Annotated in this window: 26 protein-coding genes and 1 pseudogene; 11 read left to right on the top strand and 16 right to left on the bottom strand. The window is 69.1% G+C overall.

The window, feature by feature from the left end; translation table 11 throughout:
* Positions 1 to 300: 300 nt before the first annotated feature.
* On the top strand, positions 301 to 531 hold the full coding sequence (locus tag ABT160_RS42445; RefSeq protein WP_351654449.1) for a hypothetical protein: 231 nt from the start codon (positions 301 to 303) through the stop codon (positions 529 to 531).
* A 25-nt stretch (positions 532 to 556) separates the two neighbouring features.
* On the opposite strand, the gene ABT160_RS42440 is transcribed toward ABT160_RS42445, so the two are convergent.
* Complete coding sequence (locus ABT160_RS42440; protein ID WP_351654448.1) at positions 557 to 1498, bottom strand: hypothetical protein; 942 nt, start codon at positions 1496 to 1498, stop codon at positions 557 to 559.
* A gap of 108 nt (positions 1499 to 1606) precedes the next feature.
* Positions 1607 to 1924, bottom strand: coding sequence for a hypothetical protein (locus tag ABT160_RS42435; protein WP_351654446.1), 318 nt, complete (start codon positions 1922 to 1924; stop codon positions 1607 to 1609).
* A 267-nt stretch (positions 1925 to 2191) separates the two neighbouring features.
* On the opposite strand from ABT160_RS42435, the gene ABT160_RS47180 reads away from it, so the two are divergent.
* Positions 2192 to 2638, top strand: coding sequence for a DUF7919 family protein (locus tag ABT160_RS47180; protein WP_502984403.1), 447 nt, complete (start codon positions 2192 to 2194; stop codon positions 2636 to 2638).
* A gap of 75 nt (positions 2639 to 2713) precedes the next feature.
* Here the strand turns inward: ABT160_RS47180 and ABT160_RS42430 are convergent, their stop codons facing one another.
* From ABT160_RS42430 to ABT160_RS42410, 5 genes are all read right to left on the bottom strand, one after another.
* Positions 2714 to 2989 carry a hypothetical protein gene (locus ABT160_RS42430; protein WP_351654444.1) on the bottom strand — a complete coding sequence of 92 codons (276 nt, stop codon included), beginning with the start codon at positions 2987 to 2989 and terminating at the stop codon, positions 2714 to 2716.
* A 227-nt stretch (positions 2990 to 3216) separates the two neighbouring features.
* Complete coding sequence (locus tag ABT160_RS42425; protein ID WP_351654442.1) at positions 3217 to 3594, bottom strand: hypothetical protein; 378 nt, start codon at positions 3592 to 3594, stop codon at positions 3217 to 3219.
* 248 nt (positions 3595 to 3842) lie between these two features.
* Entirely contained in the window at positions 3843 to 4517 is a 675-nt protein-coding gene (locus tag ABT160_RS42420) for a hypothetical protein (RefSeq protein ID WP_351654440.1), read from the bottom strand.
* A gap of 10 nt (positions 4518 to 4527) precedes the next feature.
* Positions 4528 to 5076: a hypothetical protein gene (locus tag ABT160_RS42415; protein WP_351654438.1), complete on the bottom strand. Its 549-nt coding sequence runs from the start codon at positions 5074 to 5076 to the stop codon at positions 4528 to 4530.
* A 187-nt stretch (positions 5077 to 5263) separates the two neighbouring features.
* On the bottom strand, positions 5264 to 5464 hold the full coding sequence (locus tag ABT160_RS42410) for a hypothetical protein (RefSeq protein WP_351654436.1): 201 nt from the start codon (positions 5462 to 5464) through the stop codon (positions 5264 to 5266).
* A 239-nt stretch (positions 5465 to 5703) separates the two neighbouring features.
* Here ABT160_RS42410 and mobF point away from each other — a divergent pair, with 239 nt between their 5' ends.
* Positions 5704 to 7083: a MobF family relaxase gene (mobF, locus tag ABT160_RS42405; protein WP_351654434.1), complete on the top strand. Its 1380-nt coding sequence runs from the start codon at positions 5704 to 5706 to the stop codon at positions 7081 to 7083.
* A 232-nt stretch (positions 7084 to 7315) separates the two neighbouring features.
* Positions 7316 to 7687, top strand: a complete 372-nt coding sequence (locus ABT160_RS42400; RefSeq protein WP_351654433.1) for a hypothetical protein — start codon at positions 7316 to 7318, stop codon at positions 7685 to 7687.
* A 178-nt stretch (positions 7688 to 7865) separates the two neighbouring features.
* Here ABT160_RS42400 and ABT160_RS42395 read toward each other — a convergent pair whose 3' ends face one another.
* The 4 genes from ABT160_RS42395 to ABT160_RS42380 all read right to left on the bottom strand — a co-directional run bounded on the left by ABT160_RS42395 (position 7866) and on the right by ABT160_RS42380 (position 10797).
* A complete protein-coding gene (locus tag ABT160_RS42395; RefSeq protein WP_351654431.1) occupies positions 7866 to 8267 on the bottom strand; it encodes a hypothetical protein in 402 nt (133 codons plus the stop codon).
* Positions 8268 to 8697: 430 nt separating this feature from the next.
* A complete protein-coding gene (locus ABT160_RS42390) occupies positions 8698 to 8946 on the bottom strand; it encodes a hypothetical protein (RefSeq protein WP_351654430.1) in 249 nt (82 codons plus the stop codon).
* A gap of 58 nt (positions 8947 to 9004) precedes the next feature.
* Complete coding sequence (locus ABT160_RS42385; RefSeq protein ID WP_351654428.1) at positions 9005 to 9298, bottom strand: hypothetical protein; 294 nt, start codon at positions 9296 to 9298, stop codon at positions 9005 to 9007.
* A 662-nt stretch (positions 9299 to 9960) separates the two neighbouring features.
* On the bottom strand, positions 9961 to 10797 hold the full coding sequence (locus tag ABT160_RS42380) for a S1 RNA-binding domain-containing protein (RefSeq protein WP_351654426.1): 837 nt from the start codon (positions 10795 to 10797) through the stop codon (positions 9961 to 9963).
* A gap of 70 nt (positions 10798 to 10867) precedes the next feature.
* Here ABT160_RS42380 and ABT160_RS42375 point away from each other — a divergent pair, with 70 nt between their 5' ends.
* From ABT160_RS42375 to ABT160_RS42365, 3 genes and pseudogenes are all read left to right on the top strand, one after another.
* A complete protein-coding gene (locus ABT160_RS42375; RefSeq protein WP_351654424.1) occupies positions 10868 to 11137 on the top strand; it encodes a hypothetical protein in 270 nt (89 codons plus the stop codon).
* A 562-nt stretch (positions 11138 to 11699) separates the two neighbouring features.
* A pseudogene (locus ABT160_RS42370) lies at positions 11700 to 12237 on the top strand (GNAT family N-acetyltransferase).
* A 217-nt stretch (positions 12238 to 12454) separates the two neighbouring features.
* On the top strand, positions 12455 to 13204 hold the full coding sequence (locus ABT160_RS42365) for a hypothetical protein (RefSeq protein ID WP_351654422.1): 750 nt from the start codon (positions 12455 to 12457) through the stop codon (positions 13202 to 13204).
* Positions 13205 to 14425: 1221 nt separating this feature from the next.
* On the opposite strand, the gene ABT160_RS42360 is transcribed toward ABT160_RS42365, so the two are convergent.
* The gene (locus tag ABT160_RS42360; protein WP_351654421.1) at positions 14426 to 14917 is read right to left on the bottom strand and encodes a hypothetical protein; all 492 of its coding nucleotides are present in this window, start codon (positions 14915 to 14917) and stop codon (positions 14426 to 14428) included.
* 1061 nt (positions 14918 to 15978) lie between these two features.
* Between ABT160_RS42360 and ABT160_RS42355 the strand changes: the two genes are divergently transcribed.
* Positions 15979 to 16233 carry a DUF7660 family protein gene (locus ABT160_RS42355; RefSeq protein ID WP_351654419.1) on the top strand — a complete coding sequence of 85 codons (255 nt, stop codon included), beginning with the start codon at positions 15979 to 15981 and terminating at the stop codon, positions 16231 to 16233.
* A 57-nt stretch (positions 16234 to 16290) separates the two neighbouring features.
* Here the strand turns inward: ABT160_RS42355 and ABT160_RS42350 are convergent, their stop codons facing one another.
* From ABT160_RS42350 to ABT160_RS42335, 4 genes are all read right to left on the bottom strand, one after another.
* A complete protein-coding gene (locus tag ABT160_RS42350; RefSeq protein WP_351654418.1) occupies positions 16291 to 16893 on the bottom strand; it encodes a DUF6000 family protein in 603 nt (200 codons plus the stop codon).
* Positions 16894 to 17085: 192 nt separating this feature from the next.
* Positions 17086 to 18669 (bottom strand): hypothetical protein, encoded by a 1584-nt coding sequence (locus ABT160_RS42345; RefSeq protein WP_351654417.1) that lies wholly within the window; start codon positions 18667 to 18669, stop codon positions 17086 to 17088.
* Positions 18670 to 18727: 58 nt separating this feature from the next.
* Entirely contained in the window at positions 18728 to 19324 is a 597-nt protein-coding gene (locus tag ABT160_RS42340; RefSeq protein ID WP_351654415.1) for a sigma-70 family RNA polymerase sigma factor, read from the bottom strand.
* A gap of 44 nt (positions 19325 to 19368) precedes the next feature.
* On the bottom strand, positions 19369 to 19716 hold the full coding sequence (locus ABT160_RS42335) for a hypothetical protein (RefSeq protein ID WP_351654413.1): 348 nt from the start codon (positions 19714 to 19716) through the stop codon (positions 19369 to 19371).
* A gap of 300 nt (positions 19717 to 20016) precedes the next feature.
* On the opposite strand from ABT160_RS42335, the gene ABT160_RS42330 reads away from it, so the two are divergent.
* The 3 genes from ABT160_RS42330 to ABT160_RS42320 all read left to right on the top strand — a co-directional run bounded on the left by ABT160_RS42330 (position 20017) and on the right by ABT160_RS42320 (position 21394).
* Entirely contained in the window at positions 20017 to 20520 is a 504-nt protein-coding gene (locus ABT160_RS42330) for a DUF6624 domain-containing protein (RefSeq protein ID WP_351654411.1), read from the top strand.
* A 30-nt stretch (positions 20521 to 20550) separates the two neighbouring features.
* A complete protein-coding gene (locus ABT160_RS42325; protein WP_351654409.1) occupies positions 20551 to 20832 on the top strand; it encodes a hypothetical protein in 282 nt (93 codons plus the stop codon).
* A gap of 223 nt (positions 20833 to 21055) precedes the next feature.
* Complete coding sequence (locus ABT160_RS42320) at positions 21056 to 21394, top strand: hypothetical protein (RefSeq protein ID WP_351654408.1); 339 nt, start codon at positions 21056 to 21058, stop codon at positions 21392 to 21394.
* Positions 21395 to 21590: the final 196 nt, after the last annotated feature.

Here is a 21590-nt window from a genome sequence, read left to right as displayed (position 1 = left end):
ACTCAGATATGTGCGACGCACGCTGATCGAACGTACGCTCGCTTAACGATCGCATCTTTGCACACGGTCTTCACATGCTTTTCGGCCCGGGCCCGTCCTGCGGTCGGGGCCGGGGGCCGCCGTGGGCACGCCGTCATCATCACGGCCCAGGCCGGCACGTTCACTGCCGGGTCCCGGCAGTCTTCACGGCAGGTTTACGCATCCGGATTCCCGGGGCCGTGTGCAGGCTCTCCCGCCCGGTTCCTGCTGCGGGCAACTGCCCGCGAGGGCCCTGTCAGAGCCGCATGCTTCACTGTCCCGATGCTGATCAACGTGATCCTCCGTGCCCTGCCGTTCTACATCAGGGAGCCCCTTCTCATCGCCGTCTGCCTCTCCTTCGCCGGACTCGGCTTGTACTGGTTCGTGATGGCCGGGGGGTGGGAGAGAGGGGCCATGGGCGTCGTCTTTCTCGGGGTCGCGGCTCTGCGGGCGTTCATATTGCGCCGCGAGTGGAGATCCCGCGCGGCAGCACTTCAGGCTTCAGCGGGCTGAGACCGGAGACCGCTATCGGCGGGGTTCAGCCGTGGTCTTCCCAGCCGTACGAGCAGAACCGGGCCCCGCTGATGGTGTGGTCGCCGGCCCGGTCCGCGCGGACGTAGGCGTTCTCCTCATCGGGGCCGATGTCGCCGGCGCATCCGAAGGCCACGCTGTGGCCGGTGGTCTCGGTGAACCTGAGCAGGGCGGCGTCGACGTCAGGGACGGGCTGGCCGACGAGTTCGAAGCCCTCGAAGGCGATGAGCGGCCTGGTGCGGCCGTGCACGGTCACCGCGCCCAGCACAGGCCGTGGCCCGTCCTGGGCGTGGGTGTAGTGGGCGCTCACGCCCGCCTCGTCGAACCGCTCCTCGCGCAGGTCCCACACCCCCCAGGTCTTGTGCCAGGCGTAGGGGAAGGTGCCCCGGCGCACGGCCGGCCGCTCGCCGCCGAGGGCTTGGGCAACCGGTTCCGGGCCCATGCCGAACACGAGCGGGCCCACGCTCTCCAGCGGCGTCCACTGCCAGCGCGGCCGCTCGCGCAGCGGGCGTACGGGCCAGCTGCCGGGATTGTGGTCCACCTCCCGTACGTCCTGCCACATGATGACCGTGTCGCTGTTGTAGGGGTCGTTGGCCAGCTCGGGCGCGCACAACAGGACCTCGGTGGTCACCTGGTCGGTGCGCTCGCAGTAGCCGCCGACCGCCGCGGGCGCCCACCGTGTCGCCGCGCCCATCGACACGCCCCAGGCCGGCACTTCCGCATCGCCGGACCAGGTCGTGGCCACGGCCGCGCCGCATCGCTGGGCAAGGTGCTCCAGGCCGTCGCGCACGAGCGAGGGCGGGCGGCCGACCAGAGCGATCCCGTCGAGCAGGACCTGGGGCCCGTCGTCCTCGACGTACAGGGCGACCAGCCGATCAGCCCGGTAGAACGCGTGGAGCCCCTCGTCGCCGTAGCGCTCGACGAGGTCGTCCGATCCGTCACGGCACACCTGGCGCGCGACCTTAAAATCGACAGCAAGCAACAGGCCGACAGTGTCGCAATGTTGGTGGAAGCGGGACTTCGCCTCATCGCCGACCCCGAGGTAGCAGGCTGACGGTCAGTCCCATACCTCTCGCGGCCGCAGACGCGAGAGGATCCTTTGGGCCTCGTTGCGGACCCCGGCATCGTCATCGGCCGTGAGCTCGTGCAGTTGGCGGATCAGCCGGTCCGCGCCATCGGTAGTCATCCACTCAGGGTTGCTGTCCAGAGCGGCCCCAAGCTGATCCATGGTCCAGAGCTCGACAGCCTGGCTGCTGGCGAGCAGAACGCAGCGAAGGCCGGCGGTGTCCCTGCGGGCAAGCAGCGCCTCTGCAGTCTCCTGGGTGACCCCGGAATCTCGGAGATCCAGCAGGAGACGATGCAGGACGTCCGCCACTGCGACGAGGTTGCCCGACGCTGCAAGCCGCCGACCGGCAGCCGCGCGAACGGACCAGTCCGGGGAATCAGCATTCCGAAGGGCCGTACTCAGTTCTTGATCACTGGGAGACACCATGCCCCCAGCCTGTCAGGAGCGTGGCGATTAAGCGACTGTCCAGTATTCCGACCGAGAATATGGGTACATGTCACTGGGTGACATACGGCTCGATAGATTGAGCCTTGCATTCGAAAAAATTCAGAGATCGGGGGCCAGGTTGTGCGCGACATGAATCGATTCACCGACGATTATTTACGCTTCCCTTGGCGCGTCAAAGCGTACTCTGTGGGTTGGCTTACCGGCGCGGCCGATTATCCGCGCGGCGAGGTAGACCCTCAAATCCAGTCACAGCTATTTGAGCTTGGAGAGGAGGACGTGTCGGGGCGAGTCCGAGGATGGAGCGGGTGCCCTATTTGCGGCCATCGCCTCAACGATATTCATCGGGGACCGGTAAGGCAGTCAAGGGGTTCCCGTACTCTCGAGCTCGGCGACGGGAAGATTGCCCTCCGGTTTAGCAGAAGAGTATGGCTGGTGGCTCCGGATCGCGTAATTCATTATGTCCTCGAGCATGAGTATCTGCCGTCCCGGGAATTTTTGGAAGCAGTGCGGTGTGGCGATGCCGTAAATTTGGATGAAGAGGCTCGCGGCCTTTTGAAGCGGTCGCTCGGATGGTAGAGGTCATGAGAGGTGCCGCGTCGCCTCGGTGCACATCCATGCAGGACCTGTCGGCTCGGGTCGCATGGTGAAATGTCAGGTCGGGTCGGTGTAGGTGTACGACTCCTCAGCGATCTCCTCAGCTTTCTCCGCTCCCACCACTTCCTCGAGTGCATCGAAGACGTGGGCGCGCAATGCCGCGATCCTCTGCAAGACCCGCCGATCGACCACATAGTCGGAGAGAATCCGCTCGTCGTATTCTCCGGTTCCCAGACGCGAAAATATTCTGTCGAGGGACACCACGTATTCGTTGAGATCTCTGGCGGCGTCAATGGCGACATTGAGAGGAATCTTCACGGTCTGCGGTTCCATCAGCTCTCCATGTTGATATGTGAAAGGCACGCTACTGCGCCCTCGCGTGCTGGATGAGTCGCGGCTTGCAGGTTCGGAACAATGAAAGCAGTTTTGTTTCGTTACGCAACTCATCTGTGTCGCTACCGCGGTTCAGGACTTCCGAGATCCCCTGCCGGCGGATGACCCTCTTTTTCTGCTGGTCGGTCGCCAGCGACATGAGCGAGGGGTAAGCTTCACAACTCACTCTACCCCACCAGTTGCACGACGGGTGAGGCGGCGCTGATGACGCCTTCCGGTAGTTCGCTATCCGTAAAGCGACCTTGCGCCAGATCGGTGATGAATCGGATCAGGCCACCTTCACGCTCCGACCAAGAGCCACTGGCGCCGCCGACGACAACGGGCCAGCGATCCGGATCGGTCGAATTCGTCTTCCAGTAGAAGACGTCGCCATCAAGGGATGCCCCCCAGGGGATCAGCCCTTCTTTCGCAGGGAAGGGGCGGTACGATCCAGCCTCGCTATCCTCAACGAGGTACTGGAGGGTCTCCAGCTCGCCCTTGACCGCGAGAACATAATCGCGCTCTCGCCCGGCAGTAGGAACCCAAACTCGCAGAAAGCTACCCACCTCGAAAGGGCTAAAGTTCGTGGCGACTTCCTGGAAATCAGCCGGAAGCGGAGATCCGATACCCGCAAATATGGCTTCCCAGTCTAGAGCGTCTCGATCTTCTGAGCGGACTTGAGAGAGTCCGGGTAGGGCCTCAATTAGTTGATTTATGCCTAGCATGTGGTCTGCCGATCTTTAATGTTCCGAATAGTCTATCTTTGGTCTTGAAGGCATCCATTCTGATACCGTCAGGAATCAGAGCTCGATCATTATCCGGGAATTTTCCGTGACTGTCTCGCGGGGTAGTGTGGGTTCGGCATGCCGGCATCGTTCATGTGCGCGCGCTGCCAGATCCCGTTCCATTTGAATGGGGTCGCTGGCACGATCCGGTGCTGCTGGCCGCACGGGCATGGCGCCAACTCCCACGCGCACCCACGGCACAGCTCGACCCAGCCATGCGCGGTCGAGCTGAGGACTGGCGGTCCCTCGTCCCCGCAAGCCGGGCAGCCGGGCAGATCGGCGCCGTCCAGGAGCGCGTTCTGCCGCCGGACGTACTCGGAGAGTCGCAGTGACGGGTGGCGAAACGGGTCATCGAACCAGGCGCGTGACGGGGTATCCCACCAGCCCCGTAGCCACCACGGCCGGGGACTTGCTACGTCCCGCCGCCCGGCCTGCTTCTGCGCCCGGCGCTGCACGGCGTACTCCTGTGCCCGCACGAGCCACAGCACCCGCGCCTCGTGCAACTCCTCTACCGCTCGTGCCAGCGCGTCCGGGTCCGCCTCCAGGCGGCGGGGGATCGCGGCGCTGAGCGTGAGGTGATGGTAGGTCGCCCGCAGGCCGTACGGCGCGAAAACGGTGAGGCATGTGCGCAGCGCACTGTGCCGTTGGTGGAGGGGGAGCCGGGCGTCGTGCACGCGCGCCCGGTGGGTCAGGAAGCTGGCCATTGTGCGAACTCTAGTTCCATCGCCCTGGCCAAGGCTGCCAGGGCGGCGGCTGCCTGTGCCGGGAGATGTGCAGGGCGTGGTACGCGGCGAATCCGGCTGGCCGTCGTGGAATGCCGGCACCGGGCGGAACTGGGTCATGCAGCCAGTGCCAGGTGGCTTCGTAGACAGTGATCTCCCCGGGAAGCCTGCGGCGTCGTGGCTGGGGCGGGACCGCAGGCTCATGCGACCTTGGAGCCACGCATGCGCCGCAGTCGGCGGCTAGCGTAGCCAGGTTGGCGTAGTCAGTGACGTGGTCGATCTCGGTCAGGATGAGCAGTTCGAGCAGGGACAGGCACTGCTCGCGGGGGATACGGGAGATGACGGTGAGGGCCGGGGAGGGGCTGTCGCGCCACAGGGCCAGGCGGAACGCCTCCGGCAAGAGCTCCAGGGCGTGCTCTCGGTCGTCGGTGAGGTAGGCCAGAGCCGCGCGTTCCTGCCAGCCGTGGGCACCCAGGGCAGTACGCAGGATGGCCACCACGTCGTCCGCCTGGGCAAACACGGCATAGCGTCGACGGTCCATGGCCGTGAAGGGGGTGACGTACGCCTCCCACCGTTGTTGGTCCTGCGTGTGACGCTCGACTCCGCCCGCGGCGTCCGTGACTGCACCTGTGAGGAGAAGCGATTCTGCCTAGAAGCCGATGATGAGTGCGGAGGGCCCCGGGTCGCTGCTGAGCAGGCCTTCGCGGTTGGCCGCCGGGACGTCTGGGTCAGATCGGTCGGTACATTTCCTTGGTCCAGCCCGGGGGCAGCGCGCGGGTAAGCATGATGTAGACCGGCCCGTAGGGGGTCTCGGTACTCAAGTTCTCCCACTGATCCAGCTCGAAAGCGCTGTAACGCCGCAGCAATTCAAGGAACTGCGCGAACTCCTCATCGTTCAGTCTCCCGGCCGCGGCAGCCTCTTCGCTCATGACGGCACCCTACGTGCAGGCCTGAACAGCCCGGGCACGCGGGTGCACCGAGCGTCCTGTCACCGCCAGCACCGTACGAGCCCCCACGCGACGAACAGCCCATCTTCTCTTGGCCGGCATCCGCGCGGACGGCCCGTGAGACGGGCCGCCGCCGAGAACGTTGTGCATCTGCTCCCGTGAGACGGGACGCCGGACCATACCCCCGTTTTCACTGGGCGGCGGCGTGTTCGCTGGCTTGCATGATGGACATGAGGCTGATCAACACGGACCGGGCGGTGCGCTACTTCCTTGCTCACGTGGCGGCCGGTGACCACCCGCGTGCCCGCGGCCAGTCACTGCGCCAGGCGCAGCACCTGGCCGGGGTCCCCGCTGGCCGGTGGACAGGCCGCGGTCTGCCCCTGGTCGGCCTGCAGGCGGGCCAGTTGGCCACCGAGGAGCAACTGGTGAGCCTGTTCGGACACGGCGAGCACCCCGACGCCGCCCGCATCCGGCACGCCCTGCAGACCCAGGGGGCCAGCGCTTGCACAGTCCGGCGTGCCGGGGCACTGGGGCAGCGGGCGCAAGTCACCGGCGTCGAGCTCATCTTCCGCGCACCCGCCTCGGTCCACGTGCTGTGGGCGCTGGGAGGACAGGACGCGGCCCGGGCGATCGAGAACGCACACGAGACGGCGATCACCCAGACCCTGGCCTGGATCGAGGACGAAGCCGCGCAGATCCGCAGCGGACGCAACGGCCAAGGCCCCCGCCACCGCCCCGAGCAAGGCCTCCTGGCCGCCCAGCTACGCCACTACGCCTCCTCCGCCCACACCCCGCTCCTGCACGACCACCTGCTGGTTGCTCTCAAGGGCCTGCGCCCTGACGGCCGGTGGAGGGCGGTGCACTCCACCACCCTCCTCAACCACGCCGTCGCCGCCGGGACCCTGTACGACGAGCTGGTCCTGGCCGAGACCTGCCACGCCCTTGGCCTGGCGACCTGCCCGCGCACCGTCACTCCCGGACGCCGGCCCGTCATGGAACTCGCCGGACTGCACGAGCCGCAGATCATCGCGTGGATGGCCCTGCGCAACGCCCAGATCACCGCCCACCTCCAGGCCACGCAACACACCCTGCCCGAGCCCGCCACCCGCGACGACGCCGACGGCCCAGTAGCTTTCCCGGCACCCTTCGACGCACGCCGCGAGCGACTGCAGCGCATCGCCGTGACCAAGACCCTCCCGCCGCCGCGGCGGCCACCCGCCCTGCCCGAACTGCGAGACGCCTGGCACGCCTCGGCGTCCCACGCCTTCGGCCCGTCGTTCACGACCACCCTCCTGGACCGAGCCCGCACCGCCTCCGCGCCCGTACGTGCCCAAAGACCGGCCGCGATCGACGTCGATAAGGCGGCTCGTGAGGTCATCGCGATGGTGGCCGCGACACGCTCGCGCGGGCGCTTCCGCACCTATCACCTGCTGGCCCAAGCCCGCCGCCACCTCGCGTACACCCTGCGCGGTGCCCGCCGCCCGCCCGGCCTGGATGCGCAGATCGTCAACCAGGCCCTCACCGTCCACGCCCGCGACGTCACCGGACCCACCCGGGACGGCAGCCACCCACCGGCCTTCCGCATCTACACCGCCGCCTGACCACGCCATGCTCCAACAACGCGCAGGCCAGAGCCGGTTGCCCTATCGCACTCCCATCGCGGCCCTGCCGTACGACGTCCGGCCGGTGAGCTGTGCCGGACGGGGACGCCGGACCGCTGAAACCGCCACCAGACCAGCAGAACACCAAGGGGAGGTCCGTGTCATGGACGATGTGGAGGAAGGCGCACTGAGTGTCTGCCCCGACTGCGCGGGACGCGAGGACCCAGCCAGCGTGCGAACCCTGACCGTCGGCCTGGGCGGGAAGGTCACCGAGATCTTCCACCAGCCGGCCTGCCCACAGTGGGCGCTGGAGCAGATCTACGCAGCCCTACGCGCCCGGACCTGGGAAGACCGCCACGCGTGGGCCCGCCGTGTCTTCCCCGTCCTGCGGACACGCCTGATCCAGGCGGCCGCAGCCCTACCCGCGGACAGTGACGCCGTCCCCTTCGCCCAGGCCCTGGCCGACCTGGTGCAGGCACAGTCGTTGACCAGCGGATCCCTCTCCCTGCCACAGTGGAACGAGATCCTCCACCGGCACTTCCCGCCACCCCCCGGCGAGCACCCCGGCCCCGGTCCGGTCCCCGGCCGCGCTCCGAACTTCTGATCTCTCGCCCCGGTCCGCACCGCGCCGGGGGAACCGCGGCGTAGGCTGCGCCCGCCGATGCGGCGCACCCTTTTGAGCGTGCGCGAAGCGAGGGCTCTGGCGTGCACGGCCGCGCCGCATCGTCGGCCCCGGGCTCGCCTGTGCTGCGGCACGTGACGGGGCGAGGGAGCCGACGTGTTCAGAGTCCGGGGCCGGTGGCACGGTCCCGGTAGTCCTGGAAGGCGTGCCAGCCCGAGCGGTTGTCCGGTGTGAGCAGGTCTCCGGTGGAGCAGTCCAGTGCCTTGCAGGCGAGGGCTTGGGCGAGATCCAGAATGCAGGCGAGGACGTCGCCGCCGCCCCGGATGTGCAGCATGACCGACTCCACCGGGTCCTGCGGGCCGATGTTGAGTTCCATGGACCAGCCAGGCCCGCAGAGTTCGCCCCAGTGGGGGTCGGTGAGACCGGCTGCGGGCGCGGCGTGGGTGACGGCCGCGAGAACCTCGTGCTGGTGGCCGAGTGGCGGCGGCATCCAGCCGTCGGGCAGGTCCTGCACCGAGGCGCACTCGTCAGGCAGGCGCAGGAGGAGAACGTCCCAGCTCATACAGACCTTTCAAGAGGGACGGGTGGTGGCGTGGCGGCGAGCTGTCAGCGCGGGCGGAGCTGTCTTCCTGGGGCCCCGGGTAGGTGTGCGGGCCTCCTGTCCGAAGCCCCGACGCGGCTGCGAGGAGGCACCACGACCGCCAGGCTGGGGAAGCTACTGATGCGGTTCGGCGTGAGCACGGGCGCCGACGGCGCGCAGAGCAGTTTCGAGCGCCGTGGCGGGCTCCTCCGGCACCGCTGCCAGGACGGTGGCCGGCAGGTCGCTGATGAGCAACTTGCAGTGCGACAAATTCGTCGCCAGACGCTTCCGCAGCAGCTTGATGACCTCAAGGGTCTGGGGAGGGGACCGGCGTCGTCCAGGATGACGCCGTGAGGCACCTCGTCGCACACGACCCAGACGAAGCCAGCGCCTGCTGCGTCCATGCCGCAGGTCACCGTGAAGCCGCCCCGCGGGCGTTGATGAGCGCATGATGCTGGCCGGCCGGGAGTTCGTCGAAGAACTGTGCGTCACCGAAGTGTTCGGCCTTCGCTGCCAGTGCGGCCTCGCGCGTCGCGCCCTGCACCGTCACCCACTCTGCCGTGCACCACGGGTCCTGGCCCGCCTGGAAGACATGGAGCCGGCCGTGCGAGAAACACCACGCGTAGGAGGAGCCGTTCTCGGTGCCCCGTTCTGCCGCCATACAGCCAGCCTACGCGCCCCAGCCCCAACGTCCAGGACCCGGCAGGGCAGGAGTTGATCTACCTGATGCTGCCCGAGCGCCGACGTACACCCTGGACAACCTTGCGATGCTGCTCCATCGCCTCCGCCTCAGTGCGCGCGTCTGCTCGCTCGTTACTCCAGCGCACCTCCCCCTGCGGCAGAACGCCGGTGGCAAACATCGCTCCGGGAAGCTCGTCGATGCCCTCCCACACCGTCCGGATCCTGACGCCCTCGACCTGGTCCTCTGCCACGATGCGATACGCCAAGTCGTCAAACAGGTCTGCCCACTCGGTCAGCTCAATCTGTCGACCCTGCCGGTCTCGATGCGTCATGCCCCCATCGTCGCACCAGCAGGAGACCCATGACCAGGTGCTCAGCGGAGGCCGTCCGCGGGCTGACAGAGGAGACTGCGGGCGCTGACCGCCGAGCCGACGGTGAGGGACAAGCATGTCTCAGCGAGCGCCCGATGGCCCCCCTCGTGTGAGGCCTCGAACCCGTTTCCATGCCCGTAGCGGCGTGACCGCCACCCTCGTAGCGCGGTTGAGCCGGGCAGTGCACCGCACCCGCCCTGACCGCGTCGGTGGGTGCGCGGGCGCGGCACCGCCCACGAGACGCACTCCGGCCGGTGCCGCGCCCCACCTGTCAGGGCCAGGGGTACTGCCGACGGCGTACGCGAGATGTGCTCAGTGAAGAACCGGTAAACGGGCTCGGGGAGATGACGGGCCGTCCCTCCACTACGGCGATTTCGACCAGGTGGCGCGCGAACCGGGCCAGCCTTGAGCCCTCACCCGCCCAGCCCCTCGCCGGACACCTGGTGGCTCCACACTCTGGCGCCCCGCACGCACCGTCGGACCGTGATGCGAGGGCCACAGACCCTCGCGCTCCATCTCCTGGCCCTCCCCGTACGACTGATCAACGGGGCACTCACCTACGGATGTTCACGCGCGGCGGTGACCTGGTGCGGTACAGGGCACCTGGAGACCGCTTCCCGTTCTCAGGTAGATCGTTTCCCGTTCTGCGGCAGATTCCTGGCTGACAAGGTGAGGCGGCGGCGCACGAGGTCGACCTCGACGATCCGTACGGTGATCTCGTCTCCCTCGCTCACGATCTGGTCGGGGTGCTCGACGGGCTCGTCACGGAACTCGGTGATGTGCACCAGGCCCTCGACGCCGTCGGCGATGCGGACGAAAGCTCCGAACGGGATCAGCCTGGTGACCTGGCCGGTGGTGACACTGCCCGCCTGGTCCGCGAAGGGAACCAGCGGGTCCTCTTGGAGAGCCTTCAGCGATAGCTGAACCTGTCCACGCCTGGTGTCTACGTCGATGATCTCGCCTACGACCCGCTGGCCGGCCGTCACGGCGTCTGCGGGATGGTCGATCCGCCGCCAGCTCAGTTCGGGGCCCCTGATGAAACCGGTGCACTGATCGACCGGTTCGCCGTCGAGGCGCACAAACACACCGAAGTTGTGGACGCTCTGCACCTGGCCCTGGTGTGCTGCGCCGCGTCGAAGGCCGAGAAGGAATGCTCGCAGAGCCGGGTCCTCGCACGCTGAAGCGGAGGCCCAGACCCGCTCCTGCTGCCAGTCGACCGCTATCACTTCGAAGGTGAGCTGCTGCCCGATGCTCACAGCTTCGGATGGATGCCCGATCGCTTTGCGGGTCAGATCACCGCGCGGGATACGCCCCACCGCTTTCCTGGCGCCGGAGAACCCGTCCAGTTCGACGAGCACCTCCCGGTCCTCGATGCTGATGACGCGGCCGGTACGCACTTCGCCAGCTCGTATGGTGTTCAGGAAGTTCTTCAGGGGCTCGCTCGGCAGGGGTTCGGTCACGGCCACGACTCTAGGCCAGGGGCCGCTTTGGGTCTTGCCCCTGAAGCTGATGTTCCCCATGCTCAGGCTCATGAACACGCCACGCGGGACCTTCGATGCCGTGCCCCTGGAGGCCCTCTTCCCAGACGCTGGTGTCGCCGATCTCGACCGCATTCGGCGTTCGGAGCATGAGATCGATGGCGTCCACGTATCGGGGAAGCCACCGCTCTGGCAGTGGTTCCCGCAGCACGTCACGTTCCCGGGACGGGCCAGGGCCGGCACCCCGGAGGTCCTGTTGGCTGAGGTCTCGCTCTACGACGAAGGCGCTGACTGGCTCGAGGCCTCTCTCGACGTGGAGTGAACCGAGGAAGGCCTTCTCAGCGTCTGGTCGGCCATCAGCGTGGCCTGCCGGTGCGAGGTGGACCACAACGCTCACTACATCGACCCCGTCGAACGGACTGTCGCCGGAACAACTTCGCTGGCTGACGCCTTCGAGACGTCGGCAGATCGGTTCATCCAGTGGCTCGCCGGACCAGGAGCCCCGGAGTTCTGGAGAGCCCAGGCGAGTCTTCCCCCTCGGGAGTAGGAGCGGGCGCCTGCGGTGCAGCGAGTCGCCGCCATCGTCCTCAACCACGACAGCGACCATACGAGGGCCGAGGCCAGAGCCCACCGCGCCCTGGCACGCATCCCCGCCGCATTCCACCGCGACCGGGCCCTGGCCACCTGCCAGCTCGCCCACACCCAGCTCCGCCAGGGCGAACCCGAGCGGGCGACCGACACCGCCACCACCGTCTTCGCGATCATGAGCGGCGCCGAACTGCCCGGACGGCTGCGCACCCAGATCAGAGACCTCCACCGGGACCTGCTGCGCACCGCCCCTCCTCCACGCTCGCCCGCGAGTGGTCCGAGCGCACGCGACACGAATGGAGCCGAGCGTGACCCAGCCGATCAACCTGCACCACTACCGCCACGGAAGCCTTCCCGAGGGCTTCCGGCAGACGCTGATCGACGTCCACGCCGACTCCTACGCCGACGCCATGGACGACGCGTTCAACCAGCGCTTCCCCTGGTTCGTCGACCACTGGTCGACCATGCCCGGCTTCACCTGCGGCGTCGCCTACCAGGGCAGCGAACCCACCGGCTTCGCCTACGGCGCCCCGCTCAAGCCGGGCAGCGAATGGTGGCGCAAGACCCCCTTCGAGCCGGCCAGCGACCACACCGCCACCTACGCCGTCTCCGAGGTCATGGTCCGCCCCGCTGGCGCAAGCAAGGAATCGCCCAGCAACAGCACGCGGCCCTGCTGGAGAACCGCGAAGAGGACCTGGCGGTGCTGCTCGCCGACGTCACCCACCCCAAGGTCCAGGCCCTGTACGAGGAGTGGGGGTACCGCAGGGCGGTGAACAGCAGCCGTTCGCCGACTCCCCGGTCTACAGCGTCATGGTGAAGATCCTGACCTCATAGCCGCCCTCCTCGCGAGGACCACGATGGCCTGCGGCCGCCGCGCGGGCGCTGGTACGCTCGCGGCGGCTAGACGCGCACTGCCTCCCGGGCCGGCCCCCACGCTGCCTGCCACTGCGGGTGAAGGTCCCAGCGGGCCCGCGTACTTGAGGTTCGACCCAAGCATCGAGCACCGCAGCGGGCAGTGCGTGGGGACCGGCCCGCCGGAAGCCGAGACACGATGCCGAAGAACCGCAGCCGCGCTGCCGCCCTGGCCCGCCAGATCCAGGCCACCAGCCAGCTCCCCTACACCCTCGCCCTCGCCTGCTACAGCCCCGACGCTACCTGGATCGGGCTGGCCGACACCCTGAGCACCATCGGCATGGAGGACGCGGCCGCCCAGCTGCGCACCCTGACCCATGTCTGCGCGGAGGCCGAAGCCTGGTACGAGGCCTCCGCTCAGCTCGAGAGCATGTACTACGACAGTGACTACGCGCGCCTTGAGGCCCTGCGCCCGCGATGCGGGGACGCCGCCGCAGCGGCGCTGGAACGCGCCGGACTGCAGGAAGGGGCCCTCGACGCCGAGGCGGAGGTCTACCACTACGCCTACCTGGTGCTGCGGGAAGCCGGGCAACGCCACGACGGCCGCGCGCTGGTACGCGTAGCCCTGGGCGTCTTCAGCGACGACCCGCTGTGGTGCTCGGACGTCATCCGCTCACGCGGCCGCGCCCCCTTCACCTACACCCGGGAGGCCGTGGACGGTCCCAGGACACCGACGGCCAGGGCCGCCCGGCGGGCCGCGGCGTTCCTGGCCGCGGCCGCCGACGTGGAGTTCCGGGATGATGAGGAGTGGTACGAGGCGGCTGCACTGATGGTCGAGGCGGTGCGCTACGCGAGCGAGGCCGCCGGGCTACCCCCCTTCCACGGGCGCCCCGGGTACCTGAGCTCCAAGGACGACTACGACCACGGCCTGGACTACGACCCGGCCTAGGGCAGCGCTGCTCCCGGCAGCCGGACGAGCGGGCACGCGTGCCGTGCGAGGCCAAGACCCGCCTGCCTCAGGGAGACCGGCCCGTGCGCGGCCGCGAGGATGCCGCGGCCCCCAGGGCGGCGGCCCCCGCTCCCGGGCACCGCCCTGAGCCCTGCCGCCGAGGCCTCAACTGCTGAGCGCCCGGCGGCGGGAGGCCCGGGCAGGGCCGCACTCGACGATGGACGGGTCAGGGCCTCGACCAGGAGGTACCGCATGAACCGCCCGCAGCCGCCGGGTGAGCTGCCGTGATCCCACAGCGAGCCTTGGACGCCAACTGCACAGCGAGGTGGCACCATACCGGCGCGCCCGGGCGCCGACGTTATAATGGCGCCGACATAATGACCGTGCCGTGCGGCTCCTGCGGCGACCATTATTTTGGTGCTCCTAGTCCTGGAACTATAAGGGTTCTGCTGGCTTCTAATGTCGCCAATAATCCCGCTGATAATCCGAAGCAGTGACACAGTGCGCGCCCGCGGCCCTATAGTTAACCCCGTAACCACACAACGGGCGAGCTCCGATTCGCCCCTTCTGGTACCACTGTGCGCCGTTCGTGATACTGGTTGGCAGGGCGACTCCTGTGCCCGCCCGGCCGGGCGGCCGGGCACCCGGCCGGGCACCCGGGCGGCCGGGCAAGCGCATGATGAAGGCCCGCCGGCACACGCCGGCGGGCCCCATGATCGACTCCCCGGCATGTTCGTTGCATGCCGGGGGGTCTTACCCGGTCAGGAGCCGAGCCAGCACCTTAGCCAGCTCGTCGATGACCTGTCTGACGACGGCCGTGACCACGATGGTCCCCATGGGACCGAGCTGGTGCCGGCGCCCCTGCGGGCTCCGGCTCGGCTCACGTCGTGATCGCCCCCGTCCTCGGCGACGCGACATCGCACACCCCCTCTCTGGTGTAGAGGTGGGCTCCCTGGGCGGGTGCCCGTCAGCACGGTCGACAGACGATGCTGACGGCCATACCGGCGGGCAGTACGAGATCACGCCGTAAGCGGCACGATAGCCCTCAAAGAGACGACGCAAGCGCCGATTTGAGAAATCGGGGAAAAGCCGTCAGTGAGCAGGGAAACGGCTGCGCGAAGACTCGGCGTCAGGTAATGGGGCCGCTGAAGAGAATGCCGTGATCTAGGCCTGCCCGTCCCGGCCTGAACCCTCTCGGGCCCCCGGCTCAGGTGCCCGCGCTCACGACCTGGCTGCCTCCCACGCGGTGGCCGCGTCCTTCAGCCACTGCTCGTCCAGGCCCTCGTCCTTCCAGCGGGCGGCGAGGCCGAACCGGCTGCCGGTTCCGGCCTGCCGTTCCAGCACGAGCAGGGCGACCGGTGACCCGAGCACCGCGAACCGTCCAGCCACGGCGTCTGCCGCTGTCGGCCTGTGCTGGGCGAACAGTCGCTTCAGTCGCTGATCATGCCGTTCCAGGAACGCGTCCAGCGCCACCGGATAGCCAGGCCGCTCACCGGGCGCGATGCACGCCCACACCACCGGAAGCACCCGCTCATCCAACCCGGCCTGGATTCGGCCGCGTTCGCGTCGCGCCACCCCGGAGGCTGCCACGGGCGCGGTCAGGCCCTCCCATGCGGCCGCGGCGACCTCCCACGAGGCCCAAGCCGCCCCGGTACGTACCTCCAGTCGCGCCCGCGCCACCGCGTCCTGCACGCCGTCCTGCTCCACCACCATGCCCACCGGCTCCTCTCCCTCGCGCCGCAGACCGCGCCGCGCCCATTCCCCCGGCAGGCACGCGCTCCGTGATGCCGCGCCCCGTGCTGATTGTGGCCGACCGGCTGATCTCGGGGAACACGGCGTTCCACAACTGTGATCACGACTTGGAGGGGCTTTGGCTGCTCCCCGGCCCTCTGCCCCGGCCGACGGCGTGGCACAGGGGCTGCCCTCTCCTCCCGCGCCTGACCGAGCTGGCGGGACGCGGCGGCAAGATCCGCTGGTGAGAGTGCTGCGGCCGTGGACAGCGTGGGGGCATGGAGGAGATTCCCTGGTTTGAGTACGAAGAGCACGAACTCGACCCCGCGCAGCGGGCTCTCGTGGACGTGCTCGGCCGCGTGCACGGTCCTGGCCGGTTGACTCGCTCTCCACGGTCGTTCTTCCCTCCCACTGCACGGCCGACGGCCAGCTCATCGTCTACCTGGACGTCATCGATCCTCTGAGGAACCGGGGCGTGCGGACGGTGGGCGCCTGCTTTGACGGCGTGAGGGTCCGCGGAGGCCAGATGCACAATCAGGACTTCACCCTCACGCCGGGCTGGCCGGACAACTTCGAAGCGACAGGCGAGCCCGCGCAGCTGGGGCATGTCGTGGCCGACTGGTTCGAGGCGGTCCTGGCCCGCCCCCTGGACCGCTTGGAGTGGCATCACGCAGGTGTGCGCTACGCCCTGCGCTACGAGTACGCGGACACGGGCGAAGGACTCTGCGAAGGGTTCGAGGACGCGCGGGCACCCCCGGCTCTGGCCGCACGGTTCGCCGCGCAGGGCGTAAGCCGGGAAAGGGCCGTATCAACCGCGCGGGCCTGGGCGAGCCGGACGCCATCGGCCACGTGTGCGGCACGCCCGTCGGGCACCGGTCGCGGCAGGACTGAGCAGTCCCACGGCCGGGGGTGCCCCTGTACGCGGATCACAGGCCCGGAACCGGACGGTCGGGCCGGTCGGCGAAGTCTGGCGTCCGGGCCGCGACGCTCCCCGCAGCGGGGCGCTGACCAACGTGCGTGGGTGCACGGTTAGCGTGTCGTGCATGGAACAACATCTCGGCGCTGACGACGTCCGCAGCCGCCCGGACCTTGCCGCCTTCGTCCGTGCGCTGCACCTGGACTACCGCCGCAATGGCCAGCAGTGGGAGAACCAGAGCCTGGAGCACTACCTGGAGGCCCTGGCGGCATGGATCGACGACGCCGACGGCCTCTACCGCAACCGGAACCTGAACATGCCCCAGGACGGCGACTGGACCTTCCTGGCCCGGGCACTCGAAGCGGCGACCCTCTACGAATGAACGCCGCCCGCCGTCGGCGGGCCGCGCCTGGCCGATGACCCCGGGGGTGGGCAGGGTTCAGAGGGTGGAGCAGTCGTCGACGACCGCGCACAGGTCCCGGACCAGGCTCAGATAGGGGGAGATGACGGGGTCGCCGTGCATGTGGGCCGCGTCGTTGAACCACAGGGTCCACAAGCCGTCCTCACGTAGCAGCGGGCCGGTGCGGTCGGCGCCGAGGACGGCGTCGAGGTGAGCGAGCGCCCCCATGGCGACCGGCTGGTCGTAGCCGAGGTCGGGGCGGCGCAGGTACCGCTCCAGGTAGGAGACGAGAAGCTCCGCGTCCCGGCTGGTCGCGAAGCTGGCCAGTGCCACGCAGTACGCCAGCCCCGCACAGCACACCTCACTCTCCAGCAGCAACACGCCCAGCCGCTCGCGCACATGCTCCCGCCGGGAGACGGCCGCGAACCAGGCGGCGGTACGCCGCTCACGCCAGCTTCCCTCCAGCATCACGGCGAGATCGTCGTCACTGATGCCGCGGGCGTCAGCGGCCAGGTCACGCCCGAACGCCTCGTACGCCTCAGGTTCCATGTGCAGCAGAGAGACGCCGAGTTTCAGGTAGCGGCGGCCAGGGGCGGCGTAGCGCTGGAAGAGTGCCTGCATCGCGTCATCGTTACGGATCACCACCCCATCATCCCTTCAGCGTGACACCGCTGTTCGCCCGGTGCCCGCAGGAGCCCGGACGTCGACGCGCCCGCCGCCTTCCGCCGCAGGGCCCTGGACGTTGAGGAAGGCGCACTGCAGGCGGCTACCGCCCACGCACACGCCCCAGGACAGTTGCCGGTGCTCCGGCGCGCGCTGATCTGCCCGAGCCTCTCACCTTCCTTGCAGCGCTGCCCATCCAGGCGTCAGCAGACCAGGCGCAGCGGGAGCGAGCCCACCTGCCTGGCCTGGCGGAGACCAGCCGTCGCCCCCGCCACCGGGAGTGTCCGCGTACTGCGCCTCCAGCTCCGCCAGCGGCGCGGACAGGTCCGCGAGCAGCCGGGCGAGCGATGTGCCGGGCCTGTACAGGACGTTGATGACGGACAGGCGTTCCTCCAGGCCACTGGACAGGTCGCGGAGCTCGTCTCTCACCAGCCGCAGCCGCCGCATGCGGTCAGGGTCGTGTGTGCCGCGGACCAGCGCGTCGAGGAGCTCGGTGTCGCTCCAGCACCGCATGTCCACCGCCCCGGCCGCACGGTCGCTGGCCGTGGTAGGGCGCAAGAGTCCGGCCACGCGGCCTGCCCAGGCATCCGAGAGGCCGTCCTCGCCCGCTGTGAAGGGAGAGGTGACGCCGTCGGTGTGCAGCAGGAGACGGGCTGGACGGCCGGATGTGTCCTTTTCAACGCGGCCCCCTGTATAGAGCAGCCAGCCCTCATCGGCGCTGGGATCGTGGTCGGCCCACAACACGGTGCGGCGCGTGCGTGAGAGGAGCGCGGAGCAGGCCACCTCGCGGAGTGCGCGCTCATCGCCCATCGACGCCGACAGGAACCGCTTGAGAAGAGCCTCGGGCAACGCTCCGGTCTCGAGTGGGTTGGTCGGCGGGTCAGTTTGGCCCAACAAACGCTGCCACGGATCAACACGGGCCTGCTCGAGCGCACGCTGAACCTCCGTACGGGTGGCGACGTACAGAGCCGTCAGGCGCGTCGTGATGAAGCCCTCCATCAGCCCTGTCTCCGTCCCCACGCGTGTGACCGGTCCCTTGGCAGGACTGTCCGTCGGCGCCTGGACTTCGCCGGGCACTACTTGCTCTGCCATGTCCTCCTCGACCGGGCCTCCTTGTGGCGTCTGGCCGGCGGCACTGCCCGGACCCGGGACGCCGCCGCGCTGTGGAGGATCGAGACGAAACGCGAGGATCTCATCGAAGAACTCCGGGTCCTGTACCTGTTCCGGCCGGGCCACAACAGCGTGCCCGGTGTCCTGCCCCTCTCCGTGCGCATCGCTTTCACCGGCCGGCGCCGTCTGTTCCCCGGCAGTGTCGCAGCTGCTGGCGGTCCGGTGCGCGATCAGGTAGCGGGCATCTTCGTGGCCGAAAGCCGCAGCGATCTGCAGCCACCGCTGTACCTCGTGTGCCGTGTGCGTCGGCGAGGCCTCGTCGAGCCCGCCGACGACCACCCATGCCGAACGGTCTGTCAGTGCCCGCCGCACCGCGACCAGCGCGGTGCGAAACGCCGCCCCCGGGTGCCCGGCATCCGTCGCGACGGCGAACCAGTCCCCGGCACTGTCCAGTTCACCCCGGCGCAGCGCATTCGACCCGATAACATAGGCAGCGTTCGCGTCGGCCCGCAGCCGCTCCTGCTCCGCCCCGGCCGCGCCCCGGGCCCCGCGCGGGCCCCAGTCGCCGTCGGGCCGGTCCCAGAAGTCCTCCCGCTCACCCGACAGCCGGGCCAGCAGCCGCTCGTAGGTCGACACGCCGCTCATGCCATCTTCCTCATCCCGTTGTGTGTGGTCTCGACCGGTGATCCCGTATTCGTGCATGTCATGCCCCGCTCTGCGGCCGCGACGGTCGCCGCACTGTCCCCAGGTACGCCTGGCGTACGAAGGGCTGCACTTCGGGCGAGGCACGGACCTTGTTCACGCCTCGGTGCCTCTGGGTGGAGACCTGCTGCGCGGAGATGCCCAGGTCCTGGGCGATCGCCTGCGCGCTCTCGCCGTACGCCCGGCGCACGGTGGTCTCACGCTGCTCAGACGAGGTCAGGGAGTCCAGCCCTCGCATCACCCGCCCGAGGAGGTCCTGGTCCTCCTCGGCCAGCCCCTCCACGTCCACCTGGGTACGCGCATCATCGAGGAGCTCCAGCTCACGGTGCTCTACCGGCGACTCGGCAGCCGACCTCGACACCTTCTTCGCGGCCAGACGCCACGCGGCCGTCTTGACGTACGCGACCGGCTGCCTCGAGGGGTCCAGGCGCCCGCTGCGCAGGACGTCATAGATCGCCTCGTCGGCCACGTCCGCGCGCTCCGCCAGGCTCAACTGCGTGAAGGACCCCAGCGAGGCGATGATCTTCCCGCGCAGCCGTTCCAGGCCCGCCGCGCCCAGCGACTCGAGCCAGGCGCGGCCCGCATCGTGCGGGCCCACGCCGTCACCATCCTGCGAAGCACTCCCGCCTTCGCCCGGGCCGCTCACCACAGACGCAGCCCGTCCCGGCCGGTCCCGCCCACCGCGCCACCACCCGTGCCGGGCGCGGCAGGTGCGCTCCAGCAGGTGATGACCGCCCCGTCGGGCGCCTCGTAGCGCAGCACCGCCCCGGGCGGCATGCCCCCAAGCAGTCCGGCAGCCACCGACCCCGCCGGGAGGAGCACACCGCACTCCCCGCGCGGGGGCCGGATCTCGTACACGGCCGGGGGCGCGGACCGGTGCGGGATCACGCGCCGCCGCGGCAGCAGCGCCGCACGGCGGTCCCACAGCGCGAGCAGCGACGGCAGCACCTGCACCACGGGCGGGACGAGGTCAAAGAAGAGGTCGATCATGGGGAGGGGAACTTCCTCGGGTCAGAACCAGGGAACACTGTCACCGGCTACTAGGCCCGCCCGCCCCCGATCTCAACAACAGCCCCAAGATTCTTCTCCGCCCCTCCTCCTGCCCCGGCTTCACCCCCCGCCCCGACCTGCACACTCGCCCCCGCAGCCGAACAGAAGATCGTCCGCACGGGCCCTCGCGGCACAGGCAGTTGACATCCCGGCCCCGGGGCCTCGCGCGCTCCGGCAAAGGGTGCAGGACCCGCCGCGTGCCCCACGAAAGCCGTTCCGCCGAGAGGGAAGGGACTCGCCGTGACGCTCCGCTCTGACCTTGCCGCCGAACTGCGCCGCCGCGCGGCCGCCGACCAGGAGGCCCGCCACCGCTACCTGGACACCGGCGAGTTCGACGATCTTCCCGGCATCGACACGGCCAACACCGCCTGGATCAAGGCGGTCATCGCCGAGCACGGCTGGCCGGGTACGGACCTGGTCGGCGAACGGGGCGCGGACGACGCGTGGCTGCTCGTCCAGCACGCCGACCGCGATCTGGCCTTTCAGCGCGCCGCCCTGGAGCACCTGGCCAAGGCGGTGGACGCCGATCAGGCTCCGGCGAGGCACCTGGCCTATCTCACCGACCGGGTCCTGGTCGCCGACGGCCAGCCCCAGGTCTACGGCACCCAGTACACCGAGGAGAACGGTCGCCTGATGCCCCGGCCCGTGCGTGACCCCGACCACCTCGATGAGCGGCGGGCTGCCGCGGGCCTGGAGAGCGCGGCCGCCTATGACCAGCGCATGCGCCAGGCCTACCCCCGCTGACCAGCAGATACTCCAGGCATAATGGGTCGTATGGATCCGAACAATCCCATGCGCAGCGACATCGACGAGGAGATATGCCGCGTCTGCGGCTACGAGGACGGCAGCCTCTTCTTCGAAGAGACCTGGCCGACCTACAACATCTGCTCTTGCTGTGGCTGGGAGTCGGGGATCCATGCCTTCGGCCTGGCCGGGACCCGGGAATACCGCGGCTACTGGACCGGGCAGGGCGCGCCCTGGTTCACGCCCAGGGAACGGCCGGCTGACTGGGACCTGCTGGCCCAGCTGAAGAACATTCCCCAGCCCTGGCGCTGACCCGAACACCCCAGGCCCGGCCCCGGCACCGGCATGCACGCCGGATGCCGCCGAGCAGACCCGCGACGCCCGACCCGCACCCGCGTGCTGGGCACGGCACCGCTGCGGGACACCCGGCCCGGGGCGCGCACAGCCCTGGCGTGCGGGAGCTGTGGCCCGGGTCCGGCCGCGCACGACGCGAATCTCGGTGGATGAGCGAGCGCCGCTCCCTCACACTGTGGGCGTGGACCTCTGCGACGACGGTGCCGTCCTGGACGAGATGTGGGACGAGCACGAGAACAACCTGTGCGGCCTGCTCCCGGGCCGCAGCGCCGGATGCCTGGCCCTGCGTCTGGTGCGTGCGGGCTGGACGTCCAGGTCCTCTTCCTGGGAGGGCTACGAGATCGAGACGAGCTGGTGCCGGTTCGAGGCCGAGCCCGACGGGGCAGACACCCTGCTGAGCGGCTTCGTCGTACCGCACCGCCTGGACGATCTCGCCGCCGCGCTCACCGCGTGCGGACTGTCCTTCACGCTCGAACTCCACAACGGCCGTGGCCGGCTCCTGCGAGAGAAACGTGGCTGAGGCCCGGCCTGCAGACCCAAGCGGCAAGGGTCGCGGACCGGGGTGCCAGCTTGTGAACGCTCGCGTAATTCCCCACCTGCTGGCCTCAGGGCAGGCGCTTGTAAGGCGCCATTTCGTTTGGTGTGATCTTGCGGCAGTCTGGTGTGGTGACGACTGGGCTTGTGCAACGGATGGTGCCGGACGGCTTGTGGGAATT

Origin of the sequence: Streptomyces sp. NPDC001941, from assembly GCF_040296945.1 — a bacterium.
In the GTDB taxonomy this organism is placed as follows: domain Bacteria; phylum Actinomycetota; class Actinomycetes; order Streptomycetales; family Streptomycetaceae; genus Streptomyces.
The sequence above is the reverse complement of the archived record's forward strand: the minus strand, read 5'-3'. Positions and strand labels throughout refer to the sequence as shown.